The organism is Candidatus Marsarchaeota archaeon (assembly GCA_023485295.1).
GTDB lineage: Archaea > Micrarchaeota > Micrarchaeia > Micrarchaeales > Micrarchaeaceae > Micrarchaeum_A.
Map to the genome: position 1 here is coordinate 13874 of JAMCZQ010000007.1, position 17909 is coordinate 31782.

Consider the following 17909-nt stretch of genomic DNA (forward strand, 5'->3'; position numbering starts at 1 on the left):
ACAAAACCTTTTCCATGATGACGGCATGCACAATATACGAACAAGCCATAACTGTTCTTTCTAATAAACTATAAAAAGATTGCTTTTTAATATGTATTAAAGAGCATGATCTAATGCCAGACGAAATTAACTTCATGGACCTCATGGCTGTAAGACGCATAAAGCCCGACACAATCGTAGAAAAGTTTGGCAGCCTGATAAATTCTTCGTTTTTTGATGCCTCCAACATCTTGGGCACTTTGAAGCTTAAAGGTCTTGTAGATTTTACCACATACGTGCCAGGCCAAAACGCGATAACCGTAACAGATTTAGGCAAAAAGCTTATTGAAGAGGCCGACCAAAAAAATGCGATGCCGTTCGATGAGCTGGACCTTGCAATATTAAAGCAGCTTTCCACCGGTAAAAGAAGCTTTGCCGATTTAGGTACTGCAGTAAATATAAGGCCGAAGGACCTTGCAATGCATTTATACAAGCTGGAGAATCACCAGTACATTACTGCCGAGTTCAGGAACGGTATCATAGACATAGCAATGACCGAAGCAGGGTTCATGCAGGCAAACAAAGGCGTAGTCGAGCAAAAGCAACCAGTTGTAAATGCATCACAGCCTGCAATTCAGCAGCCGCCGCCGCCGCCGATGCAGCTTGCGCAGGCTCCAGCAACGCAGCAGCAGACCACAACTGCTTCGCCCAGCGCCGCACATCCTGGAATAACAAATGCCGGCATGCAGCAGCCTCAGCAGAAGCAAAATGCTGCAGAAGACAAAGAGATAAAAGAAATGCAAAGCCAGCTTTCTTCCGCAAACGTCAAAAAATCCAACAAGGCAATGTACCTTGTTGCAATAATAGTGATAATCGTAGTTATAATACTGGTGCTCGCAGCCAAAGGCGTGATATGATTCTATTGCCTTCGGCGCGCACAAAAATACGTGGTGTATAAATGAGCTTGGTAATGGATTATATGGAAGCGCATGAATTACTCAAGAAATTCGGGATAAAGGCACTTGAAGCAAAATACGTAAGCAGCGCTGACGAAGCGGTCAAGTTCTCTCTTGGAAAGCCGATAGTGATGAAGCTTATTTCTGACAAGGCAATACACAAGTCAAAGAGCGGCCTTGTGAAACTAGGCCTTAACTCCAAGGAGGATATTGCAAAAGCTTTCACAGAGCTGAAGGCAAAGGGCGCGGAGCTCAGGCCATACAAAATACTTGTGCAGAGGCAGGTAAGCGGCGGAACAGAAATAATAATAGGCGGAAATACTGATGACCAATTTGGGAAACTGATACTTCTGGGCCTCGGCGGAATATATGTGGAGGTTTTCAAAGACGTTTCAGTGAGGGTATGCCCAATAAGCAGATACGATGCCGAATCAATGCTTGAAGGGCTGAAAGCCAAGAGCATAATAGCAGGAGACGAGAAATCTAAAAATATGGTCATAGGCCTGCTATTGAAGGTTTCGGAAATGCTGGTAAAAAATGAATCCATATCCGAGCTTGATTTAAATCCGATAATACTGCATGACGGCACATACGACGCGGTTGACCTAAGAATAATAAAAAAGTAATTGATGATTGCAATGGCGAAATATTACGATTTGAATAAAATGATGAATCCAAAGAGCGTAGCAATAATCGGCGCATCTCAGAATACAAACAAGATCGGCCATATAATAATGCAGAACTACATAAGCATGGGCTACGGCGGGAAGATATACCCTGTGAATGTAAACGCCGAAGATACAATACTAGGGCACAAGGCTTTCAAAAGCGTACTCGACATAAAAGACAGCGTAGACCTTGCAGTAATAGCGATACCTGCCAAATTTGTCCCGCAATCGCTAGAAGAGTGCGGAAAGGCAAAAGTGAAAAGCGTGATAATAGTAAGCAGCGGCTTTGCAGAAACGGGCAATGCCGACCTCCAGGACGCGATAGTGAGCATAGCAAAAAAATACTCATTGCCGGTCCTGGGCCCGAACTGCCTTGGCGTAATGGACATGTATTCGAGAGTAGATACTATGTTCCTGCCGTCATTCAAGATAGATAGGCCAAGCATAGGGGGCGTCAGCTTCGCATCGCAAAGCGGTGCCGTAGGCAGCACAGTGCTTGACCTGATATCCCATGAAAATTTCGGGCTTTCAAAATTCATATCCTACGGCAATGCGGCCGTGATAGACGAGGCAGACATACTGAATTATCTGGCGCATGACCCGACCACAAAGGTCATAATATTTTATATAGAAGGCGTTAAAAGGGGCAAGGAGTTCATAAAAGTGGCCAAGGAGGCAACAAAGCTCAAGCCAGTGATAATAATCAAGGGAGGCACAACGCCTGCAGGCTCTCAGGCAGCGCATTCCCATACGGCATCGCTGGCAGGCAGCCATCAAGCATACGAGGCGGTCTTTGAGCAGTTTGGCTTCATAAAAGCGCAGAGCCTTGACGAAATGCTATATTTTGCAAAGATATTCGTGACGCAACCTCTCATGACGAAAAACCGCATAGGTGTCATAACAAACGGCGGCGGTGTCGGGGTGCTTGCTGCGGATTCTTTGTATGCCAACGGGCTCCAGCTTGCGCCGTTGTCAGACCAATCGAAGTCCATACTTAGGAAAGTTATGCCGCCAATAGTAAACATGACCATGCCAATGGACATGGCCGGCGATGCCGACGACCAGAGATACGCTGCCGCAATAGACACGCTATCCAACGACCCGAGCATAGACGCATTAATGGTCATAGCACTGTTTCAAACCCCTGGGGCGGACTCAAGGGTGGCAGCCACGATAATAAAATACGGGACGCAAAACAAGAAACCTCTAGTTGTAGTGAGCCCCGGAGGCAATTATGCCGAAGCGCACAACAACATGATGGAAAGCTCTGGCGTGCCAGTATACCCGTCTCCTGAAGACGCTGCGAAGGCCTTGGCTGCGCTTATAAAATATTCTGAGTATAGATCCAGATGGGTGCATAGTGATGCCAAAGATAAAAATAACAAAAAAGATCAACAACATAATAAGTAGGGATAGCAAGGTATTTCTTACAACAACGCGCGAAAGCTATCCCTTTGTCGCAGCCAAAGGAGAAGGCGATTTTGCATACGACATTGCTGGAAATCGCTTTATAGACTTTGCAAGCTTTATATCTGTTTATAATTTTGGCATAAACGGCATCGCCCCTGTGCGGAATGCAATAAAAGCGCAGGTGGACATGCTTATGCACAGCGCATTCACTGATTATTATTCCGAACTGCCTGTCAAATTTGCTGAGGATTTTATAAGCCTGTTCCCAAAAGAATACGGAAAGCTTTTCCTCTCCAATTCAGGAACAGAGGCCAATGAAGCTGCAATAAAATTCTCAAAGCTTATTACAAAAAGGTCATACATAATGGCTTATTATAACTCCTTTCACGGGAGAACATCCGGCGCGCTTGCCCTGACATCGTCAAAAATAGTGCAAAGGGAGCACATGGGACCGTTCACAAACACCGTGCATGTCCCATATCCGTATTGCTACAGGTGCCCCCTGCACCAGACATATCCGGAATGCGGCTTCGCATGCGTCGACTATATTAAAAAATACCCGATGAGCAAAGAAGTCGCAGGCGAGGAAGTGGCAGCCTTTGTAGTCGAGCCTGTGCAGGGTGAAGGTGGCTATGTTGTGCCTCCAAAGGATTATTTCAAGGAGATAAGAAAGCTGACTGAGGAAAACGGCATCCTGCTGGTATCAGACGAAGTGCAGTCTGGCTATTTCAGGACCGGAAAGGCAGTTGCCATGGATCACTTTGGCGTGCATGCAGACATCTATACGTTTGCAAAGTCGGTAGGCGCAGGCCTGCCGCTTGGCATAACAATGCTCAAGAAGAGCCTCGGCGACATACCTTCAGGGTCGCATGCGACTACATTCGGCGGCAACTTGGCCGTAATTGCAGGCGCGCACGCGCTTCTAAAGCACATAAAGCGCAACCGCAGAAGCATAGAGTCCCAGGCAGAAAAGAAGGGGGCAATGATAAGGAAGCGCCTGGCAAAAATGAAAGAAGACTATGAAATTGTAGGAGATGTGCGCGGAGTCGGCATGATGAACGCGATCGAGATCGTAAAAAACAAGAAGAGCAAGGAAGAGGGCATAAAGGAGCGCGAGCAGATACTGGAAAAATGCTTTTATAACGGTCTGCTGCTGCTTCCGGCAGGCGCGTCTTCAATAAGGATAATACCCCCAATCACAATAAGCCTGCCCCACATAAGTGCAGGCCTTGACATACTGGAGGATGCCATAAGGGAGGTAAGCAAGCAGCAAGCAAAGCTGCCTGTAGCCACGATGCCTTCGCGAACGGCTAAGCAAGGGCAAAAAACGCGCAAATAGCAGGTTTTGCGGAAGTATGATACAATATATATATTTTTGCCCTCAAATAGTATTTGCTGTATTCTCTGTATAGAGCTAATATTTAAGGCAGCCTGCTAAGGCTGAAGGAAAATGTGATTTCAATGGCAAATGTGTATGATGTTGAGGCAACCGAATTGGTGCAACTTGTAGCGTCAAGGCTCAAAGGCAAGATCAAAAAGCCAGAATACATTGACTACGTCAAAAGCGGCTCTGGAAAAGAGCGCCAGCCTTCGGACCCTGATTTCTGGTATATTCGCACAGCTTCAATACTAAGGCAGATATACCTCAATGGCCCTGTTGGCGTTTCTACGCTTAGGACCAGATACGGCTCAAGGAAGGACCATGTGGTCCACAGGCATCATCACATGCCTGCAAGCGGCAGTATAATAAGCGATGCGATAAAGGAGCTAGAAACGCTAAAATATGTCAAAAAGACGAAAAGCGGCAGGGTCATAACCCCTGAAGGGAAATCATTTCTTGACAAGCTGAGCAACGAGATCAGCAAGCAGGTCAAGCAGTAGCATGCGGTGGTTTAGTGGCTGAATCCGTCAACGCAGAAAACGATGAAAAAGAGTACAAGAAGGCCTTACTTAAGATGTATAAGGAAGCCCAGAAGGAGCAGCAGATACGCGCAATCCTAAGGCAATACCTTGAGCCTGAAGCGTATGAAAGGGCCATGAACATAAGCGTTTCAAACTCAGACCTGTACATGCAGATAGCGAACCTCATAGTTTCGCTTATACAGTCAAACCAGGTAAGCGGCAGGATAACCGACCAGCAGTTCGTGTCGTTGCTGAACAGGCTTACGTACAAGAAGGAGCCTAAAATAGAGTTTAAGCACAAATAAGGATCAGGTGTCTATATTATGTCTAAAAAAAGCGAATTAAAGAAAAAGCGCCTTGGCAAGATGCTCAAGCGCTCTAGAAGGATACCAGTGCTTGCAATGCTGCGCACGCACAGGCGCATACAGCAGAACCTCTTCCAAAGGAACTGGCGAAGGACAAAACTCAAACTGAGGTGAAGAAGTGGCAACCAAGCTCGTCACAATAAACATAAGGCAATATCTGGTAAGGCAACCCAGGAACAAGAGGCAAAAAAAGGCAAGCAGCTACGTGAGGGAGCGCATAGCGCACTATGTAAAGGTATCGCCTTCAAACGTAAGGCTGGATCGTGAGCTCAACAGCGCCATAACAAAATACTACTCCAAAAGGATGCTTCCGCTGAAGGCAAGCGTAAATGTTGACAAAGGCATAGCAACTGCAACGTTATACAACCCAAAGCCAGCCCAGCCTGCGGCTCCACAGCCAAAAGCTGAAAAGGCGCAGAACACTGCAGAAAGCAAAGCCAAGCCTGCAGCCAGCAAAGCAGCTGCAGAGGCGAAAAGCCAGGCAGGAAACGAGCCATCTGCCGAAGCGCAGAATAGCACCAAAAGTGCCAAATGACAATTACGCTGCTTCTACGGCCTTCAATAAAAAGCACCAAGGCAGGTAACCAATGCCCATAATAAAATACTCCATACATGACAGCGGCTATGTGGGCGCATATGCAACAGCCACAGATTCAAGAATATTCGTCGGAAGCTCATTGAATAAAGCTGCGCAGCGCGCCATATCCGGCGCTTTAAACGCAGATTGCATACCGATAACTATAGGCATGTCTGACCTGATAGGTGTCTTTTCAAGGGCCAATTCTAACGGAATGGTACTGTCAAACGTGGCAACAGACATGGAGCTAGCCAACATAAAGAAGAATGCAAAAGGCATGAATATTGGCATCATAAAAAGCGGCCTAAATGCAATAGGCAACAACATACTGGCAAATGACAAGATTGCAATAGTGCATCCCGGCTACGATTCGGCTTCGATTTACGAAATATCGGATGCCCTCGGCGTTGAAGCAATAAGGTATGACAGCGATTCGTTCAAGACTGTGGGAGCCAGCAACGTACTTACAAATAAAGGGATCTTGATAAATAACAAGTCTACCGATGCCGACCAGGAGTTTTTGGACAAGGCGACCGGAATGTCTTCAATGCGCAGCACCGCAAATACGGGAGCATTGAGCATAGGGCTTTCTGTGATTGCCAATTCGTATGGCATTGTGGCAGGCTCTGATACAACTGGCTTTGAATTGGCGAGGATTGCAGAAGCCTTGAACATAGAATAGGCTAAATTAGTTAGCTGCATAATGATAAACTGCAAAGGTGAATTTAATGGAATATGTAATAAAGGGTAAAATCACTGGAAAGAACCCTGTCAAATTCGAGCTAAAAACCAACGCCGAAAGCGAATCGCACGCACGAACGCTTGCAATCGTGGCATTGGGCGGCAAGCAGGGCATTAAAAAGGGCCACATACAGATAAACGAGGTCACAAAGGCCAAGCAATAGTGGTCTGATTGAATGGCTGAGCAAAACGATGCTGAAAAAACGATACAGGGCCTGCAATACATGCAGCAGGTGTACCAGAGCCAGTATGAGGCAATAACCAACGAAACAAGCCTTCTCGTTGAATACATAAACGACCTCAACATGACAAAGTCCACTATAGAGCATAGGGAAAAGCTCAAATCTGCAGGGCTGCTTTCCCCGATAGGCTCAAAGGCGTTCATAAATGCTACAATATCAGAAAACACGAAGTTCATAATAAATGTCGGGGCGAATTATTTCGCGGAGCAGACAGCCGAAGAAGCGCTCCAGACAATAAACAGAAAGATAGAGGGCTATACCGAGCAGTTTCAATCCCTCATCAAAGCGCGAAGCGAGGTAGAGAATGCCCTTTATGACATAGCCGCAAAGCTTGAAAATATACTAAAGCAGGAATAGAAATGTTCGATGAGCTTAAAAAGAGGCTTTCAAACGCGATAAAAACAATAGCAAAGAGGGAAGCTCAGGAATCTATTTCTTCAGAAAAGGAAGATATATCTGCTCCGGTCGAAGCACGCGAAGAGAATCCGGAAGAGGCAAGCACTTACGAAAGCGCAGCGGCCGTTCCGTCAAACATCCAGGAAAAAGGCGAAAAGGAAGAGGCAGCAGAGCAAAAAGGCCCGCAGGCTATAAAGCTTTCAGCAGGCACGAAAATAAAAAGCATATTCGTAAAGGAAGTGAAGCTCAGCGAGCCTGAAATAGACAGGTTCTTGGAGAATCTGCGCATGTCTTTGCTGCAGTCAGACGTATCTTACGTTACCACTGAACGCCTGCTTGGCGACATAAAGACCAGGTTATCCGAAACCGGCTTCAGCTCAAAATCCATACATGCCGAGGTAACAGAGACTGTTAGGAAATCTCTGCTAGAGCTCCTTGAAAAGGGGAAACCAAAGGAGTCATTCCTAGAGAAAGTTAAGGCAAGCATCAGGGAAGGCAAAAGGCCTGTTGTTATAATGTTCTTGGGCCCAAACGGGACTGGAAAAACGACCACGATAGCAAAGATCGCCTACTTGCTGAACAAGAACGGCGTCAGCACAGTGTTTTCCGCAAGCGACACTTTCAGGGCCGCAGCCATAGAGCAGACAATGTTCCATGCTGAAAAACTTGCCTCCCCTGCCATACGCGGCAAATACGGCGCAGATCCGGCAAGCATAGCTTTCGACGCGATAGAATACGCCAAGTCGCATGCCAAGGATGTGGTATTAGTAGATACCGCAGGCCGCCAGGAGACAAACAAGAACCTGCTAAACGAGATAGCAAAGATGGAGCGCGTCGCAAAGCCGGATTTCACAATATATGTCGGCGAAAGCACCACAGGCAACAGGGCCGCAGAGCAGATATCCGAATTTTTAAAATTTGTAAAGATTGACGGAATAATACTTACAAAGCTGGACTGCGATGCAAAGGGCGGAAATGCGATATCCATATCCGATGTTACAGGGCTCCCTACATTATTCTTCGGCACCGGCGAGTCATACGAAGACCTTATAAGCTACGATCCGTATTTCATAGTAAACGCCATATTCCCAAACTGACCACATAGCCTCAATCAACAACAATTTTAAAACCTGCATGACAAATAAAAACGATGGTTGAATGAACGATAAGCTTTATGACCTGGAAGATGTCCTACTCACGAAGCTTGTTGGCAGGTTTGCCAATATAGACGACCCTAAAAAAAGGGACGACCTGATAAGGAACACTGCAAAGGAGATGCGTCCAGACTTAAAGGAAGATGACCTGGCAGAGATGATAAAGGATATCAACAGCCTTTCACCAATAGACGAATTATCGCGCCAGGAAACGATAGAGGATATAATGGTAAACAACACAAGCAGCATATTCGTATACGATTCCAACGAAGGCTCAAAAAAGCTTGACACGAAATTTGATAACAGGGAGAAGCTTACGAGATTCGTAAACAAGCTAAAGCTTTATTCCACCAACGAGATAGCGAAGGGCAACATCCTTGATGTACACACGCCTTTCGGAAGCAGGGCCAATATAGTATCATCCCCTCTTGGATATGACATAACCATAAGGAATTTTAAGCGCAAGCCCCTTAGCATAATCGACATAATTAACTCAGGCACGCTTGATTACAGCATAGCAGCAAGGCTATGGCTATACATGGACGGCTTCAAGGTGAGGCCTGCGAACCTTCTCATAGGCGGCATGCCTGCAGCAGGAAAGACAACGCTGCTCAATGCACTTTTCTCATTCATAAGGCCGGAGCAGCGTGTGGTAACAATAGAAGAAACATACGAACTCAATACTGCAACGCAGGAGAATTGCGTGAGGCTTGAAACAAACGAGGACATGCCGCTTGTCGAGCTGGTGAAAAACGCATTGAGGATGAGGCCTGACATGATAATAATAGGAGAGGTCAGGGGCGATGAAGCGAACGACATGATAACAGCTATGAACATAGGAAAGATATGCATAGGCACCATACACGCAGCCTCTTCGCGTGATATCATAAACAGGCTCCAGCATTCTCCTATGAACGTGCCTATGGACATAATACCTGTGATCGATGCACTCATAGTGCTTTCGCAGGTCTACGAGCATGGGCAGCCGCACAGGAGGATCGTGCAGATATCCGAGCTGGCAGGGATAGAAACGCAGATACTGCTGTCAGACTTGTACAAGATAGATTACAAGACCCACAAAGCGTCACCGATACTGCCAAGCGTTACTTACAGGGATACGCTTGCCTCGCTAATAGGTGTGGCCCCGCCAGACATACTTGCAGAAGAGAACGTAAGGGCGATGATACTGGCACAGCTTAACAAGCTAGGCCGCCGCGACATAAAAAGCATAAGCGAAATCGTCAGGGACTATTATATCGATCCGGAAAGCACGCTCGCTAACTTAGGGCTAAGCAATCTTCATCCGGTAGTGCGCACCTGATCTTCCTGCTGGTTCAAAAGCGAATATATGTTCTCTATATGCTGCGCTATGGCCATCCCTTTGTCGGTGAGCCTTATGAGCTTGCCCTTTCCGTGCCTTTCGCTTGAAACTATGCCTGCATCCTCGCACAGCTTTATAAAATTGCAGGAATGCACATACGTCGAAGAAGATGCCTTTGCCAGCTCGCCTATGTCCCAATCCTTGCTCCTGTCTTTCAGCAGCAGTATTATGGATGTCTGCTTACCCTTTAATAAAATATTTAAAGGCATAAAAGAATAATAAAAGAACTACTATATAACTTTTTTTATTTATTCTATATAAAATTATAAACAAGGTGTAATAACGAAAGGAGGAATCAGCAACAACAAATCATTGCCCTTTTTGTTTATTGCAACTGGCAGCGTGCTTATACTAATATCTGCAATACGCGGCGCGATAATGCTGATTGCGTTTGTTCACGGCATCCCAATACACACCATAAGGGACATAAGCGTAAATGTGATAAATGTTACGTTTGATTTCATAATACCTTTTGTCGGGGGAGTGCTGCTTTTCTTTGCCGGCGTGATGATTCAGAGAGTGCAGGCCGAGGTAAGCGTCCATGCAGCGACGAGAATATACGAGAAGAGGTCTAAGGCCAAAAACGACAAAATAATAAGCAAAATGCTGAATAAAAACGACCTTATGATAATAGAAATGCTAAGGAAAAACAAAACGATGCTGCAATCAGACATCGTGTCGATGAGCGGCTTCTCGAAGGTCAAGGTGCACAGGATACTCAGGAAGCTTGAAATAATGGACATCATAAGAAGCAGCAGATTTGGGATAACGAATAGGATAATGCTTATCAACGATAGGACTTCCGATTTTCAGAGAAAAGCATAAGGCTATTAAATTAATCTGATGATATATATTTAGGCGCCAAGGTGTATAAAAATGGTGAAGTTCATAATAGGAAGACAGCTGGTAGGCAAGAAAGTCATAACGAACGATGGGTATGACGTCGGAAGGTTCGTGGATGCTGACATTAGCCCCATAACTGGGAAGATCAGCGCTTTTATAATAGAGCCCAACATGGACAGCAGCATAGCAAACAGGTTCAAGATGGACAGCGGTCAGATAAGGATACCCTACAATGCCGTCCAAGCGGTCAACGATTATATAGTCATAGATAGGAAAACTATGTGAGAGCGCCATAAAGCGGTGATCTTATCATAGTCTGCGGAGGAGATGAAGCTGGAAGAGGCGCATTGCTAGGCCCATTAGTTGTTTCCATAGTGGCTGTGAGCAAGGGCGCACAGCACAAATTTTCAGAGATAGGCGTGCGCGACTCAAAGCTGCTGACCCCCCACAGGCGTTCTATCCTTTTCGATGCCATCCGCTCCATAGCAAGCGAGGTCAAAACCGACATAATCATGCCGGCAGACATAAACGAGGCTATGAAGAAGGGCATATCTCTAAACGAGCTCGAAGCCATAAGGTTTGCACGGCTTTTTGACACGATGGAATCTAATATCCATTCGTTTTACATAGACTCTCCTGATGTGATAGCTGAGAGATTTGGCATAAGGCTGAAGATGCTCTCGTCCAAGCCCACAAGGGTCATAGGCGTAAAAGGCAAGCGCAGCACAAATGCTGCCAAGAATCCAGTCAGGCTGATAGCCGAGCACAAAGCAGATACAAAATATCCTGTTGTATCCGCAGCCAGCATAATAGCGAAAGTGACTAGAGACGCTGAGATAAGCAAGCTGGAAAAGAAGCTGAAGTTCAGGATAGGCTCTGGCTATCCATCGGATTACAAGACCATAGAGGCAGTGCGCAGCCACCTTTACAATAGCAAGCTCACAGAGCACCTGAGGATGCGCTGGAAAACCCTGGAAAACATAAAGCAGGCAAAAATATCCGACTTCTATTGAGGCTCTCCAAGCAAAAGCCTATATAAAGAAAAGTATAAGAACTAAATGTGGATCTGTAGCGCAGTTTGGATAGCGCACCCGGCTTCGGACCGGGCGGTCGCGGGTTCAAAATAAGCCAATGCTTATGAAACTCCCGCCAGATCCGCAATAAGCATTGTAGCATTTAGGACTATTGCTGGCGAGCATGCGCCATTTATCGGTGACGAAGGTAAACGATGGAAAAGGTATATAAACATGAATAGCCATAAAAGTTGTATGGACCTGGCCCAGCAGCTTCCATTGCTGGAAAAATTCATAGTATTATCCACAAAAGGGAGCAGCATGATGGGTATCAAAGGCAAACGCATGCCAGTGCGTATGCGGAAAAGCCTATATACATTGCAAGCGATCAGCCATGACCATTGAAGAAGTCTATCTGCCGTACGAAAGGGCTATGCTGCTCAAGCAAAAGCATGAGCAGCTGCAAAGGCTGGAAGAGATGTGCAGATGCAAGATAAGCTTCGCCGAAGGCAACCTAATACAGATAGAAGGCGAAGGCTACGATGCCTATGTGACAAAAGAGGTTGTATTTGCATTTGGGCGCGGCTTTGGCCTAAGGACCGCAGAGCTGCTGCTAAAAGACGATTATTATTTTTCATCTATAGACATAAAAGGCCTGCAGGGAAGCAAAAAGCGAGTCCTGAACATAAAATCAAGGCTTATAGGCACTGACGGCAGGGCCAAGAAGTACATAGAAGGGGTCAGCAGCGCGCATATAGCAGTATACGGGGATACCATATGCTTTATAGGCTCGGTTGCCGCAATAAGCGAAGCAGAGACCGCGGCGAAAACAATAATAAATGGCGGATCGCACAGGCTGGCTTACAAAAGGATGGAGGCTGCACATAGAAAAAATAAGAACAGCGCATAAACTGGCTGCAAGTGTATAACATGGCGGAGAGGAAGGCGAATGAGATATTCAAGGAATTCAGGGAGCATTCAATAGCGGAGTTTTTCAAAAAGAACAAGCAAATGCTCGGCTATGCCGGCATGGTGCGGTCTATGGTCACAATAGTCCATGAGTATGTAACTAACTCCTTAGACGCATGCGAGGATGCAGGCATACTGCCATCGATAGACGTTGAAGTTGCCCAAATAGGCGAAAACAGGTACAGCGTCATGGTCCGCGACAACGGCCCTGGCATACCGAAAAAGTTTGTCGGTAAGGCGCTGGCAACCATACTTGCCGGAACGAAGTTCCACAGATATGTACAGCAGAGGGGTCAGCAAGGAATAGGCGCTTCTGGGTGCACGCTTTTCGCACAGGTCACGACAGGCAAGCCGATAGCAGTCAAATCGTATACTGGCGTAAGCGAATGCTATTCTTGCACAGTGGCCATAGACACGGTCAACAATAAGCCCATAATAGCAGCAATGAAGGATATTCCAAACGAAACTGGCGCTACAGGCACTGAAGTATATGGGGAATTTTCAGGCGTAAAATACGAGAATAGCGACCATGGCGTGTACGAATATCTAAAGAGGACAGCTCTTGCGAACCCCCATGCCCAAATAAGGTTTAAGGATCCGGAAGGCAAGGAATACACTTTTGTAAGGTCTACTGATGCAACGCCAGGCGTACCAAAGGAGACAAAGCCGCATCCGCTAGGGCTGGAGGTAAACGACATAATAGACTTTGCAAAAAGAAGCACGCAGGGCAAGATATCGCAGTTTTTGCTTGAGTCATTTTCACGCGTCAGCAGCTCTAAAATCAACGAGCTCAAGCAAATATGCGGCGTCGATATGGAAAAGCCGCCAAAAAGCATAACATGGGACGACGCTGAAAAGCTCATAAAGGCGTTCAGGTCCATGAAATGGCTAGCGCCTGACGCAAGCGTAATAAGCCCGATAGGCCAAGAGCGCATAAAGCTTGCGATAAAAAGCATACTTAACCCAGAATACATGCACGTGATAGAAAGAAAGCCGGCAGTGTTCAAAGGCGGCATACCGTTCATTGTGGAAGCGGCAATAGCTTATGGCGGGCTTGCAGGAAAGAAGCTTGAAGGTGGCGAATATGCCGGAAGCATACTGAGATTTGCGAACAGGGTCCCATTGTTATTCGATACCGGTAGCTGTGCAATAACACAAGCTGTGCGGTCAATACAGTGGAAGCGTTACAATATAGATATAGACAATCAGGCCGTGAGCGTGTTTGTAAACATATCGTCAGTGTATATACCATATTCAGGAGTCGGCAAGGAAGCCATAGCGCAGGAAGACGAAATAATAGAGGAGGTAAAGCTTGCTCTTCAGGATGCTGCAAGGAACATACAGCGCTACATGCACGGCAAGCAGCAGATCAACTTGGAAACTAACAAGTACAAGACGATAATACGTTACGTGAGCCAGCTTTCTAAGGATCTCAGCAATCTGACTGGTGAGGATAAGCAAATTATAGAGCACAAACTTTCGGATTTGGTGTCTGAGCACTACCCTAAAATCAATGATAAAACCGAAAGCAACGACGAAGATGATACGGAATTCAAAGTAATAGAAAAAGACCCTGGTGAAGATTCGTGAATCATGACGACGGTCATTCGAATGCGTAATCTATGTCATCCACAGACACTAGTTTTATATATCCTGCTGAAATGTAAAGCTTGAGCTCCTCAGCCGCAGGATCTGATTTTGAATAAAGCAAGTCTTTGAAATCCTGCATCTTATTCTCATCAAGGAAGACCAGATATGTCTTTGAGTTTGCCGTTATTGTTACGCTCTTGAATTTGCTCGTTGGAGCATAAATGATTATGTTCCGCTTCTCACCGTGCACTAGTATGCTCGTATCAGCGTTTTCAGCAGAGTCCAAGTCAGTAAATACGTATGCATGCGTAACGCAGTAGAGCCTTAGCTTCTTGAAAATTGCCAGGTACTCTATGTCATGGCCGCTTTGCGCTATCCACTCCTTTGGCGCATAGAGGTCTCCTGCAGTCACAAGCAACCCGGCTCCAACCAACTGGTCCAATACAACCTCTATATTTGCCTCTGTAAGGGTTACTGGTATGCCATTATACCTTATGTTATTCGCTATCGCTACTTTTATCTCCGCTTTTGAAAGTGGCATGTAGCGCCAGTGGTAGAAGATGTTGAGCTTTGTAAAGGTGTTTACTACGTCCTGTGCCTTGAGCGATATTGCAGTCTTCTGCTGCTTTGGCAGTCTCGGGACATCAATGTAGAATTCATCCCTGTTGGGCGCCCTTACCATCGTTACCATCAGCAATACTACTATTATGACCACAATAAGCGAAATGTCCCTAACACCTATGTGTATCACTGGCGCAGGGTTGGAAGTCGAATATATGAGATGGGTCGAAAGCATGCTAAAATTATATTTTAGCTTGCCGTACTGTATCCCAACTGTACTTGGCAGTGCATAAAGCAATGTGCCGTTATTTATTGTTCCGTTGGATCTATAGTTTCCGTTTAACGTCACGTTATAACTTATTCCTGAGAGCGGCACCCCTGCGGCAGTGATGTAAAACCTGTATATGTTGTGCGTATAGTTCGCTGCAATCTCGCGTATGCTAACATTCGGTATGTCGAATAATGCCGCAGCGTACTGCTGATTAGAAAAGCTGTCCAGGGTTATTATATACCTGCCGGGCCCTTCAAGCAGCTTCATGTATTTAACGAAAGTAAAATTTCCAGAAGCAGATATGTAAGGCAAAGGTATTGACGAAACTGTGGACATGTTGATATTGTATATGGTCAAATGCGGCTGAATGCCTATTGGCGTTGCCGAATGCGTGAACACCTCCATTGTTATGTATTCAGCGACATTCGGAATTATAAGCCCTGGCATTGATATGCTGCCGTTATAGCCATATGACGGGAACGAACTCAGATAGTAATACGTTTTACCTGGTAAATAACTGGAATTGGTATATAGCACAACGCGCAAGTTGCCGGAGAGAAGCCCGCGCATGTTCTGCGGAGTATAATTTATCGGCTTCGGCTGATTCATTATTATGCCTTCAGCACCAAAATCATGCTTTGACGGGTTTATAGATATGTTGCTGATCCCATAAGAGTAGCGCGGCAGCCAAAAGCCTAGCGATATAGCCTTTGCCATATCATCAGCCGCATCGGAAACGTTGTTCCATGAATCAAGGTAGTTCGAGAAGGCAACTATGCTGCCGTTTAAAGCATTCACGTATGTGGCGCTGCCGAAATTATTGCCTATTGTAAAGGAGAATGTTGAGCTATTGAAATAGAAATCCGGTCTATGGGTCACAGAAGAGCCACCAGTGACCATGTAATATGGCACATTGCTATTTGGCACGATTATTCCATCTGGGAGTATGACCCTGGAAAAGGACTGGCCTATGTATATTATGCTTGTTCCTTTTCCAAGCAGGTAGCCTATTAGGGTGGTGTTGCTGTAGTTTCCTAGCATTACGCTAGGCAGCAGGCCAGTAGGTATAATCAATATCGAGTCATTTTCGATGGAGGCTACAGAGGACATGTTTATTATTGTCACATTCGGGTACATGGAGCCAAGTCCGTATTCCTTTAAAGAGCTGTTCACGTCTCCGTAAAACAGCGAAATGCCTGCGCAGTTCACGCAATCCGAAGTTGCATTAAGGATGTACACTTTGACAGGAAACGGGCTTTTGAGCAGCGTTGCGTTGAAGTACACCTTAGATATGTTCGAGGCAGAATATGACACGAGAGAATATGGGAGTATCAGCGTGCTGCTGTTATAATCAAGCGCGTTCTGATAGCTGACATACGCGCTTAGCGACGTATTGAGGCGCACGTGCGTAACCGTCGTACTCGGGGGCGCTTTTATATGGCTTAAGACTACAGTAAGGTATAAGCCGCTCCCAAGCATTGCAACTAAAAATATTACGACAATAACTGCTATTATGACTTTCAGCTTTGCCAATCCCTATACACCATTAATACTCCTTCTTTTTTGCAAAGGCCTTTGAAAAAAGTCTTGTAAGCGCATTCTCGTGGCTTCCTACGCGTTTAATGATCCCATAGATCCTTATGTACTTGATCCTCCTGTTTATCCTGACGTCATATTTCATGCTTTAACCCTTGAGCTCTATATAGCCTGTTGAAACCATCTTGTTTAGCATCTGCTCGACGCGCGGAGGGGATATCTTGTAGGTTTTTGAAAACTCCATAAGGTCTATCGTATTGTTATGCGCATCGATCCAGTCCTCTATCATTACCATGAGCGACTCGTCCGAAAATGTCTCAAGCGATGACAGCCTGTTTTTCAGATCCCTGTTTTCGGCTGAAAGCTGCGCTGCCTGGACAGTCAGGTTTTTATTCGAAGCGGTAAGCTCTATGTTGAGCCTCTTCAATTCCCTGTATTCATTGAACAGCGAATCGTAGTTGTTGAAAAGCGCGCTGTAATTTTGCGACAGCGAGTTAAGCATGTCGTCTATGGCAGAATCCACATACTGGTATGTGCCTGCGGGGTCTGCATAATAGAGGTCAGTTATCAATGACAATATGCCAAGAAGGTTCTTTATAACATACAGCCTTCGCATCTTTTCGCTTGTGTCCTGCGCTATCGAATATTGCACAGATATCGTGTCAGGCTTCAATGTTATTATGAAGAACAGGAATGGGTTTTTCTGTATATCCCTGCTTTCTATGTTCAGCATCACAAGGCTGTTGTCCGGATTTATTTTTATGGAGAACATCTGCAGCGTGGAAAGCCTTTTGGATATGGTCTGGAAGTCGCCGGTCAGCGTACCCTTAAGCGTGAACTCCGCAATTTTGGGCTCAACAAGCCCCGTTTCATTAGCCATTCAAACAAACCTTAGCCAATTTGTGCATTATAATTTTTATATGCACACTTTTATAATGTTTTAGCCGCACTTCTTATATTCAAAAGCGCATCAACTCTTTATACGGGCAGTGCCCTTTTTGGCTTCCGGCTGCGCCTTCAACCCTGGCGTATAGCTCAGAAGGGACAATGCATACATAAGCGCAATGACAACAATGCCAGCGACAACCGCCCCGATGCTCCTGCCTGTAGCTATAAGCACAGCGGCAAAAAGCACACCTATCACCAAATAGGATATTGTCTTGGTGTTATACGAATCCCTAGCCTTTTTATATTTTACATAGCAGTCCTTGCAAACGACAAGCCTGTAGCCCTTTTCGTTCTTAGTCACGTTCTTCTTAAACCAGCGCATCGCGTCTATAATCCTGTCGTTTTTTACTTCAAGGCCGTCCTTCTCCAAGCCGCATATTATGCAGCGCGATTCCTTCTTCATCAAA

22 protein-coding genes and 1 tRNA gene are annotated in these 17909 nt (G+C 45.7%); 19 read left to right on the top strand and 4 right to left on the bottom strand.

Features of this window, described 5'->3' with window-relative positions; translation table 11 throughout:
- The first annotated feature begins 113 nt into the window (after nt 1–113).
- From M1125_03870 to tadA, 13 genes are all read left to right on the top strand, one after another.
- Nucleotides 114–896 carry a winged helix-turn-helix domain-containing protein gene (locus tag M1125_03870; GenBank protein MCL5404941.1) on the top strand — a complete coding sequence of 261 codons (783 nt, stop codon included), beginning with the start codon at nt 114–116 and terminating at the stop codon, nt 894–896.
- 41 nt (nt 897–937) lie between these two features.
- Nucleotides 938–1561, top strand: coding sequence for an acetate--CoA ligase family protein (locus M1125_03875; GenBank protein ID MCL5404942.1), 624 nt, complete (start codon nt 938–940; stop codon nt 1559–1561).
- A 12-nt stretch (nt 1562–1573) separates the two neighbouring features.
- On the top strand, nt 1574–3013 hold the full coding sequence (locus M1125_03880; GenBank protein ID MCL5404943.1) for an acetate--CoA ligase family protein: 1440 nt from the start codon (nt 1574–1576) through the stop codon (nt 3011–3013).
- Nucleotides 2967–4352, top strand: coding sequence for an aminotransferase class III-fold pyridoxal phosphate-dependent enzyme (locus M1125_03885; protein ID MCL5404944.1), 1386 nt, complete (start codon nt 2967–2969; stop codon nt 4350–4352). The genes M1125_03880 and M1125_03885 overlap by 47 nt, the downstream gene beginning before the upstream one ends.
- Nucleotides 4353–4474: 122 nt before the next feature.
- The gene (locus tag M1125_03890) at nt 4475–4894 is read left to right on the top strand and encodes a 30S ribosomal protein S19e (protein MCL5404945.1); all 420 of its coding nucleotides are present in this window, start codon (nt 4475–4477) and stop codon (nt 4892–4894) included.
- Between the two features lie 14 nt (nt 4895–4908).
- Entirely contained in the window at nt 4909–5220 is a 312-nt protein-coding gene (locus M1125_03895; GenBank protein MCL5404946.1) for a DNA-binding protein, read from the top strand.
- 18 nt (nt 5221–5238) lie between these two features.
- Nucleotides 5239–5394 (top strand): 50S ribosomal protein L39e, encoded by a 156-nt coding sequence (locus tag M1125_03900; GenBank protein ID MCL5404947.1) that lies wholly within the window; start codon nt 5239–5241, stop codon nt 5392–5394.
- Between the two features lie 4 nt (nt 5395–5398).
- Nucleotides 5399–5815 (top strand): hypothetical protein, encoded by a 417-nt coding sequence (locus M1125_03905; protein ID MCL5404948.1) that lies wholly within the window; start codon nt 5399–5401, stop codon nt 5813–5815.
- 52 nt (nt 5816–5867) lie between these two features.
- Entirely contained in the window at nt 5868–6539 is a 672-nt protein-coding gene (locus M1125_03910; GenBank protein ID MCL5404949.1) for a translation initiation factor IF-6, read from the top strand.
- Nucleotides 6540–6585: 46 nt separating this feature from the next.
- On the top strand, nt 6586–6762 hold the full coding sequence (locus tag M1125_03915; GenBank protein MCL5404950.1) for a hypothetical protein: 177 nt from the start codon (nt 6586–6588) through the stop codon (nt 6760–6762).
- A gap of 12 nt (nt 6763–6774) precedes the next feature.
- Entirely contained in the window at nt 6775–7197 is a 423-nt protein-coding gene (gene pfdA / locus M1125_03920) for a prefoldin subunit alpha (GenBank protein MCL5404951.1), read from the top strand.
- A gap of 2 nt (nt 7198–7199) precedes the next feature.
- The gene (gene ftsY, locus M1125_03925; protein MCL5404952.1) at nt 7200–8333 is read left to right on the top strand and encodes a signal recognition particle-docking protein FtsY; all 1134 of its coding nucleotides are present in this window, start codon (nt 7200–7202) and stop codon (nt 8331–8333) included.
- A 61-nt stretch (nt 8334–8394) separates the two neighbouring features.
- A complete protein-coding gene (gene tadA, locus M1125_03930) occupies nt 8395–9711 on the top strand; it encodes a Flp pilus assembly complex ATPase component TadA (protein MCL5404953.1) in 1317 nt (438 codons plus the stop codon).
- Here the strand turns inward: tadA and M1125_03935 are convergent.
- Nucleotides 9690–9980, bottom strand: coding sequence for a hypothetical protein (locus M1125_03935; protein ID MCL5404954.1), 291 nt, complete (start codon nt 9978–9980; stop codon nt 9690–9692). The genes tadA and M1125_03935 overlap by 22 nt on opposite strands.
- 133 nt (nt 9981–10113) lie before the next feature.
- On the opposite strand from M1125_03935, the gene M1125_03940 reads away from it, so the two are divergent.
- The 6 genes from M1125_03940 to top6B all read left to right on the top strand — a co-directional run bounded on the left by M1125_03940 (nt 10114) and on the right by top6B (nt 14186).
- Complete coding sequence (locus tag M1125_03940; GenBank protein ID MCL5404955.1) at nt 10114–10596, top strand: winged helix-turn-helix transcriptional regulator; 483 nt, start codon at nt 10114–10116, stop codon at nt 10594–10596.
- Nucleotides 10597–10647: 51 nt separating this feature from the next.
- Nucleotides 10648–10899 carry a PRC-barrel domain-containing protein gene (locus tag M1125_03945; GenBank protein ID MCL5404956.1) on the top strand — a complete coding sequence of 84 codons (252 nt, stop codon included), beginning with the start codon at nt 10648–10650 and terminating at the stop codon, nt 10897–10899.
- 62 nt (nt 10900–10961) lie between these two features.
- Complete coding sequence (rnhB, locus tag M1125_03950) at nt 10962–11627, top strand: ribonuclease HII (GenBank protein ID MCL5404957.1); 666 nt, start codon at nt 10962–10964, stop codon at nt 11625–11627.
- Nucleotides 11628–11676: 49 nt separating this feature from the next.
- Nucleotides 11677–11772: transfer RNA gene (locus tag M1125_03955), tRNA-Arg, on the top strand.
- Nucleotides 11773–12021: 249 nt separating this feature from the next.
- A complete protein-coding gene (locus M1125_03960) occupies nt 12022–12537 on the top strand; it encodes a hypothetical protein (protein MCL5404958.1) in 516 nt (171 codons plus the stop codon).
- Between the two features lie 20 nt (nt 12538–12557).
- Nucleotides 12558–14186, top strand: a complete 1629-nt coding sequence (gene top6B, locus M1125_03965; GenBank protein ID MCL5404959.1) for a DNA topoisomerase VI subunit B — start codon at nt 12558–12560, stop codon at nt 14184–14186.
- Between the two features lie 13 nt (nt 14187–14199).
- Here the strand turns inward: top6B and M1125_03970 are convergent, their stop codons facing one another.
- The 3 genes from M1125_03970 to M1125_03980 all read right to left on the bottom strand — a co-directional run bounded on the left by M1125_03970 (nt 14200) and on the right by M1125_03980 (nt 17905).
- Nucleotides 14200–16551, bottom strand: a complete 2352-nt coding sequence (locus M1125_03970) for a hypothetical protein (protein ID MCL5404960.1) — start codon at nt 16549–16551, stop codon at nt 14200–14202.
- A 151-nt stretch (nt 16552–16702) separates the two neighbouring features.
- Nucleotides 16703–17434 carry a cell division protein ZapB gene (locus M1125_03975; GenBank protein ID MCL5404961.1) on the bottom strand — a complete coding sequence of 244 codons (732 nt, stop codon included), beginning with the start codon at nt 17432–17434 and terminating at the stop codon, nt 16703–16705.
- Nucleotides 17435–17524: 90 nt separating this feature from the next.
- Nucleotides 17525–17905, bottom strand: a complete 381-nt coding sequence (locus M1125_03980) for a hypothetical protein (protein ID MCL5404962.1) — start codon at nt 17903–17905, stop codon at nt 17525–17527.
- Nucleotides 17906–17909 lie beyond the last annotated feature (4 nt).

Coding starts and splice junctions, on each gene's coding strand:
- M1125_03870 (MCL5404941.1), top strand. CDS start 114: ATGCCAGACGAAATTAACTTCATGGACCTCATGGCTGTAAGACGCATA.
- M1125_03875 (MCL5404942.1), top strand. CDS start 938: ATGAGCTTGGTAATGGATTATATGGAAGCGCATGAATTACTCAAGAAA.
- M1125_03880 (MCL5404943.1), top strand. CDS start 1,574: ATGGCGAAATATTACGATTTGAATAAAATGATGAATCCAAAGAGCGTA.
- M1125_03885 (MCL5404944.1), top strand. CDS start 2,967: ATGCCAAAGATAAAAATAACAAAAAAGATCAACAACATAATAAGTAGG.
- M1125_03890 (MCL5404945.1), top strand. CDS start 4,475: ATGGCAAATGTGTATGATGTTGAGGCAACCGAATTGGTGCAACTTGTA.
- M1125_03900 (MCL5404947.1), top strand. CDS start 5,239: ATGTCTAAAAAAAGCGAATTAAAGAAAAAGCGCCTTGGCAAGATGCTC.
- M1125_03910 (MCL5404949.1), top strand. CDS start 5,868: ATGCCCATAATAAAATACTCCATACATGACAGCGGCTATGTGGGCGCA.
- M1125_03915 (MCL5404950.1), top strand. CDS start 6,586: ATGGAATATGTAATAAAGGGTAAAATCACTGGAAAGAACCCTGTCAAA.
- pfdA (MCL5404951.1), top strand. CDS start 6,775: ATGGCTGAGCAAAACGATGCTGAAAAAACGATACAGGGCCTGCAATAC.
- ftsY (MCL5404952.1), top strand. CDS start 7,200: ATGTTCGATGAGCTTAAAAAGAGGCTTTCAAACGCGATAAAAACAATA.
- tadA (MCL5404953.1), top strand. CDS start 8,395: ATGAACGATAAGCTTTATGACCTGGAAGATGTCCTACTCACGAAGCTT.
- M1125_03935 (MCL5404954.1), bottom strand. CDS start 9,980: ATGCCTTTAAATATTTTATTAAAGGGTAAGCAGACATCCATAATACTG.
- M1125_03945 (MCL5404956.1), top strand. CDS start 10,648: ATGGTGAAGTTCATAATAGGAAGACAGCTGGTAGGCAAGAAAGTCATA.
- M1125_03960 (MCL5404958.1), top strand. CDS start 12,022: ATGACCATTGAAGAAGTCTATCTGCCGTACGAAAGGGCTATGCTGCTC.
- top6B (MCL5404959.1), top strand. CDS start 12,558: ATGGCGGAGAGGAAGGCGAATGAGATATTCAAGGAATTCAGGGAGCAT.
- M1125_03975 (MCL5404961.1), bottom strand. CDS start 17,434: ATGGCTAATGAAACGGGGCTTGTTGAGCCCAAAATTGCGGAGTTCACG.
- M1125_03980 (MCL5404962.1), bottom strand. CDS start 17,905: ATGAAGAAGGAATCGCGCTGCATAATATGCGGCTTGGAGAAGGACGGC.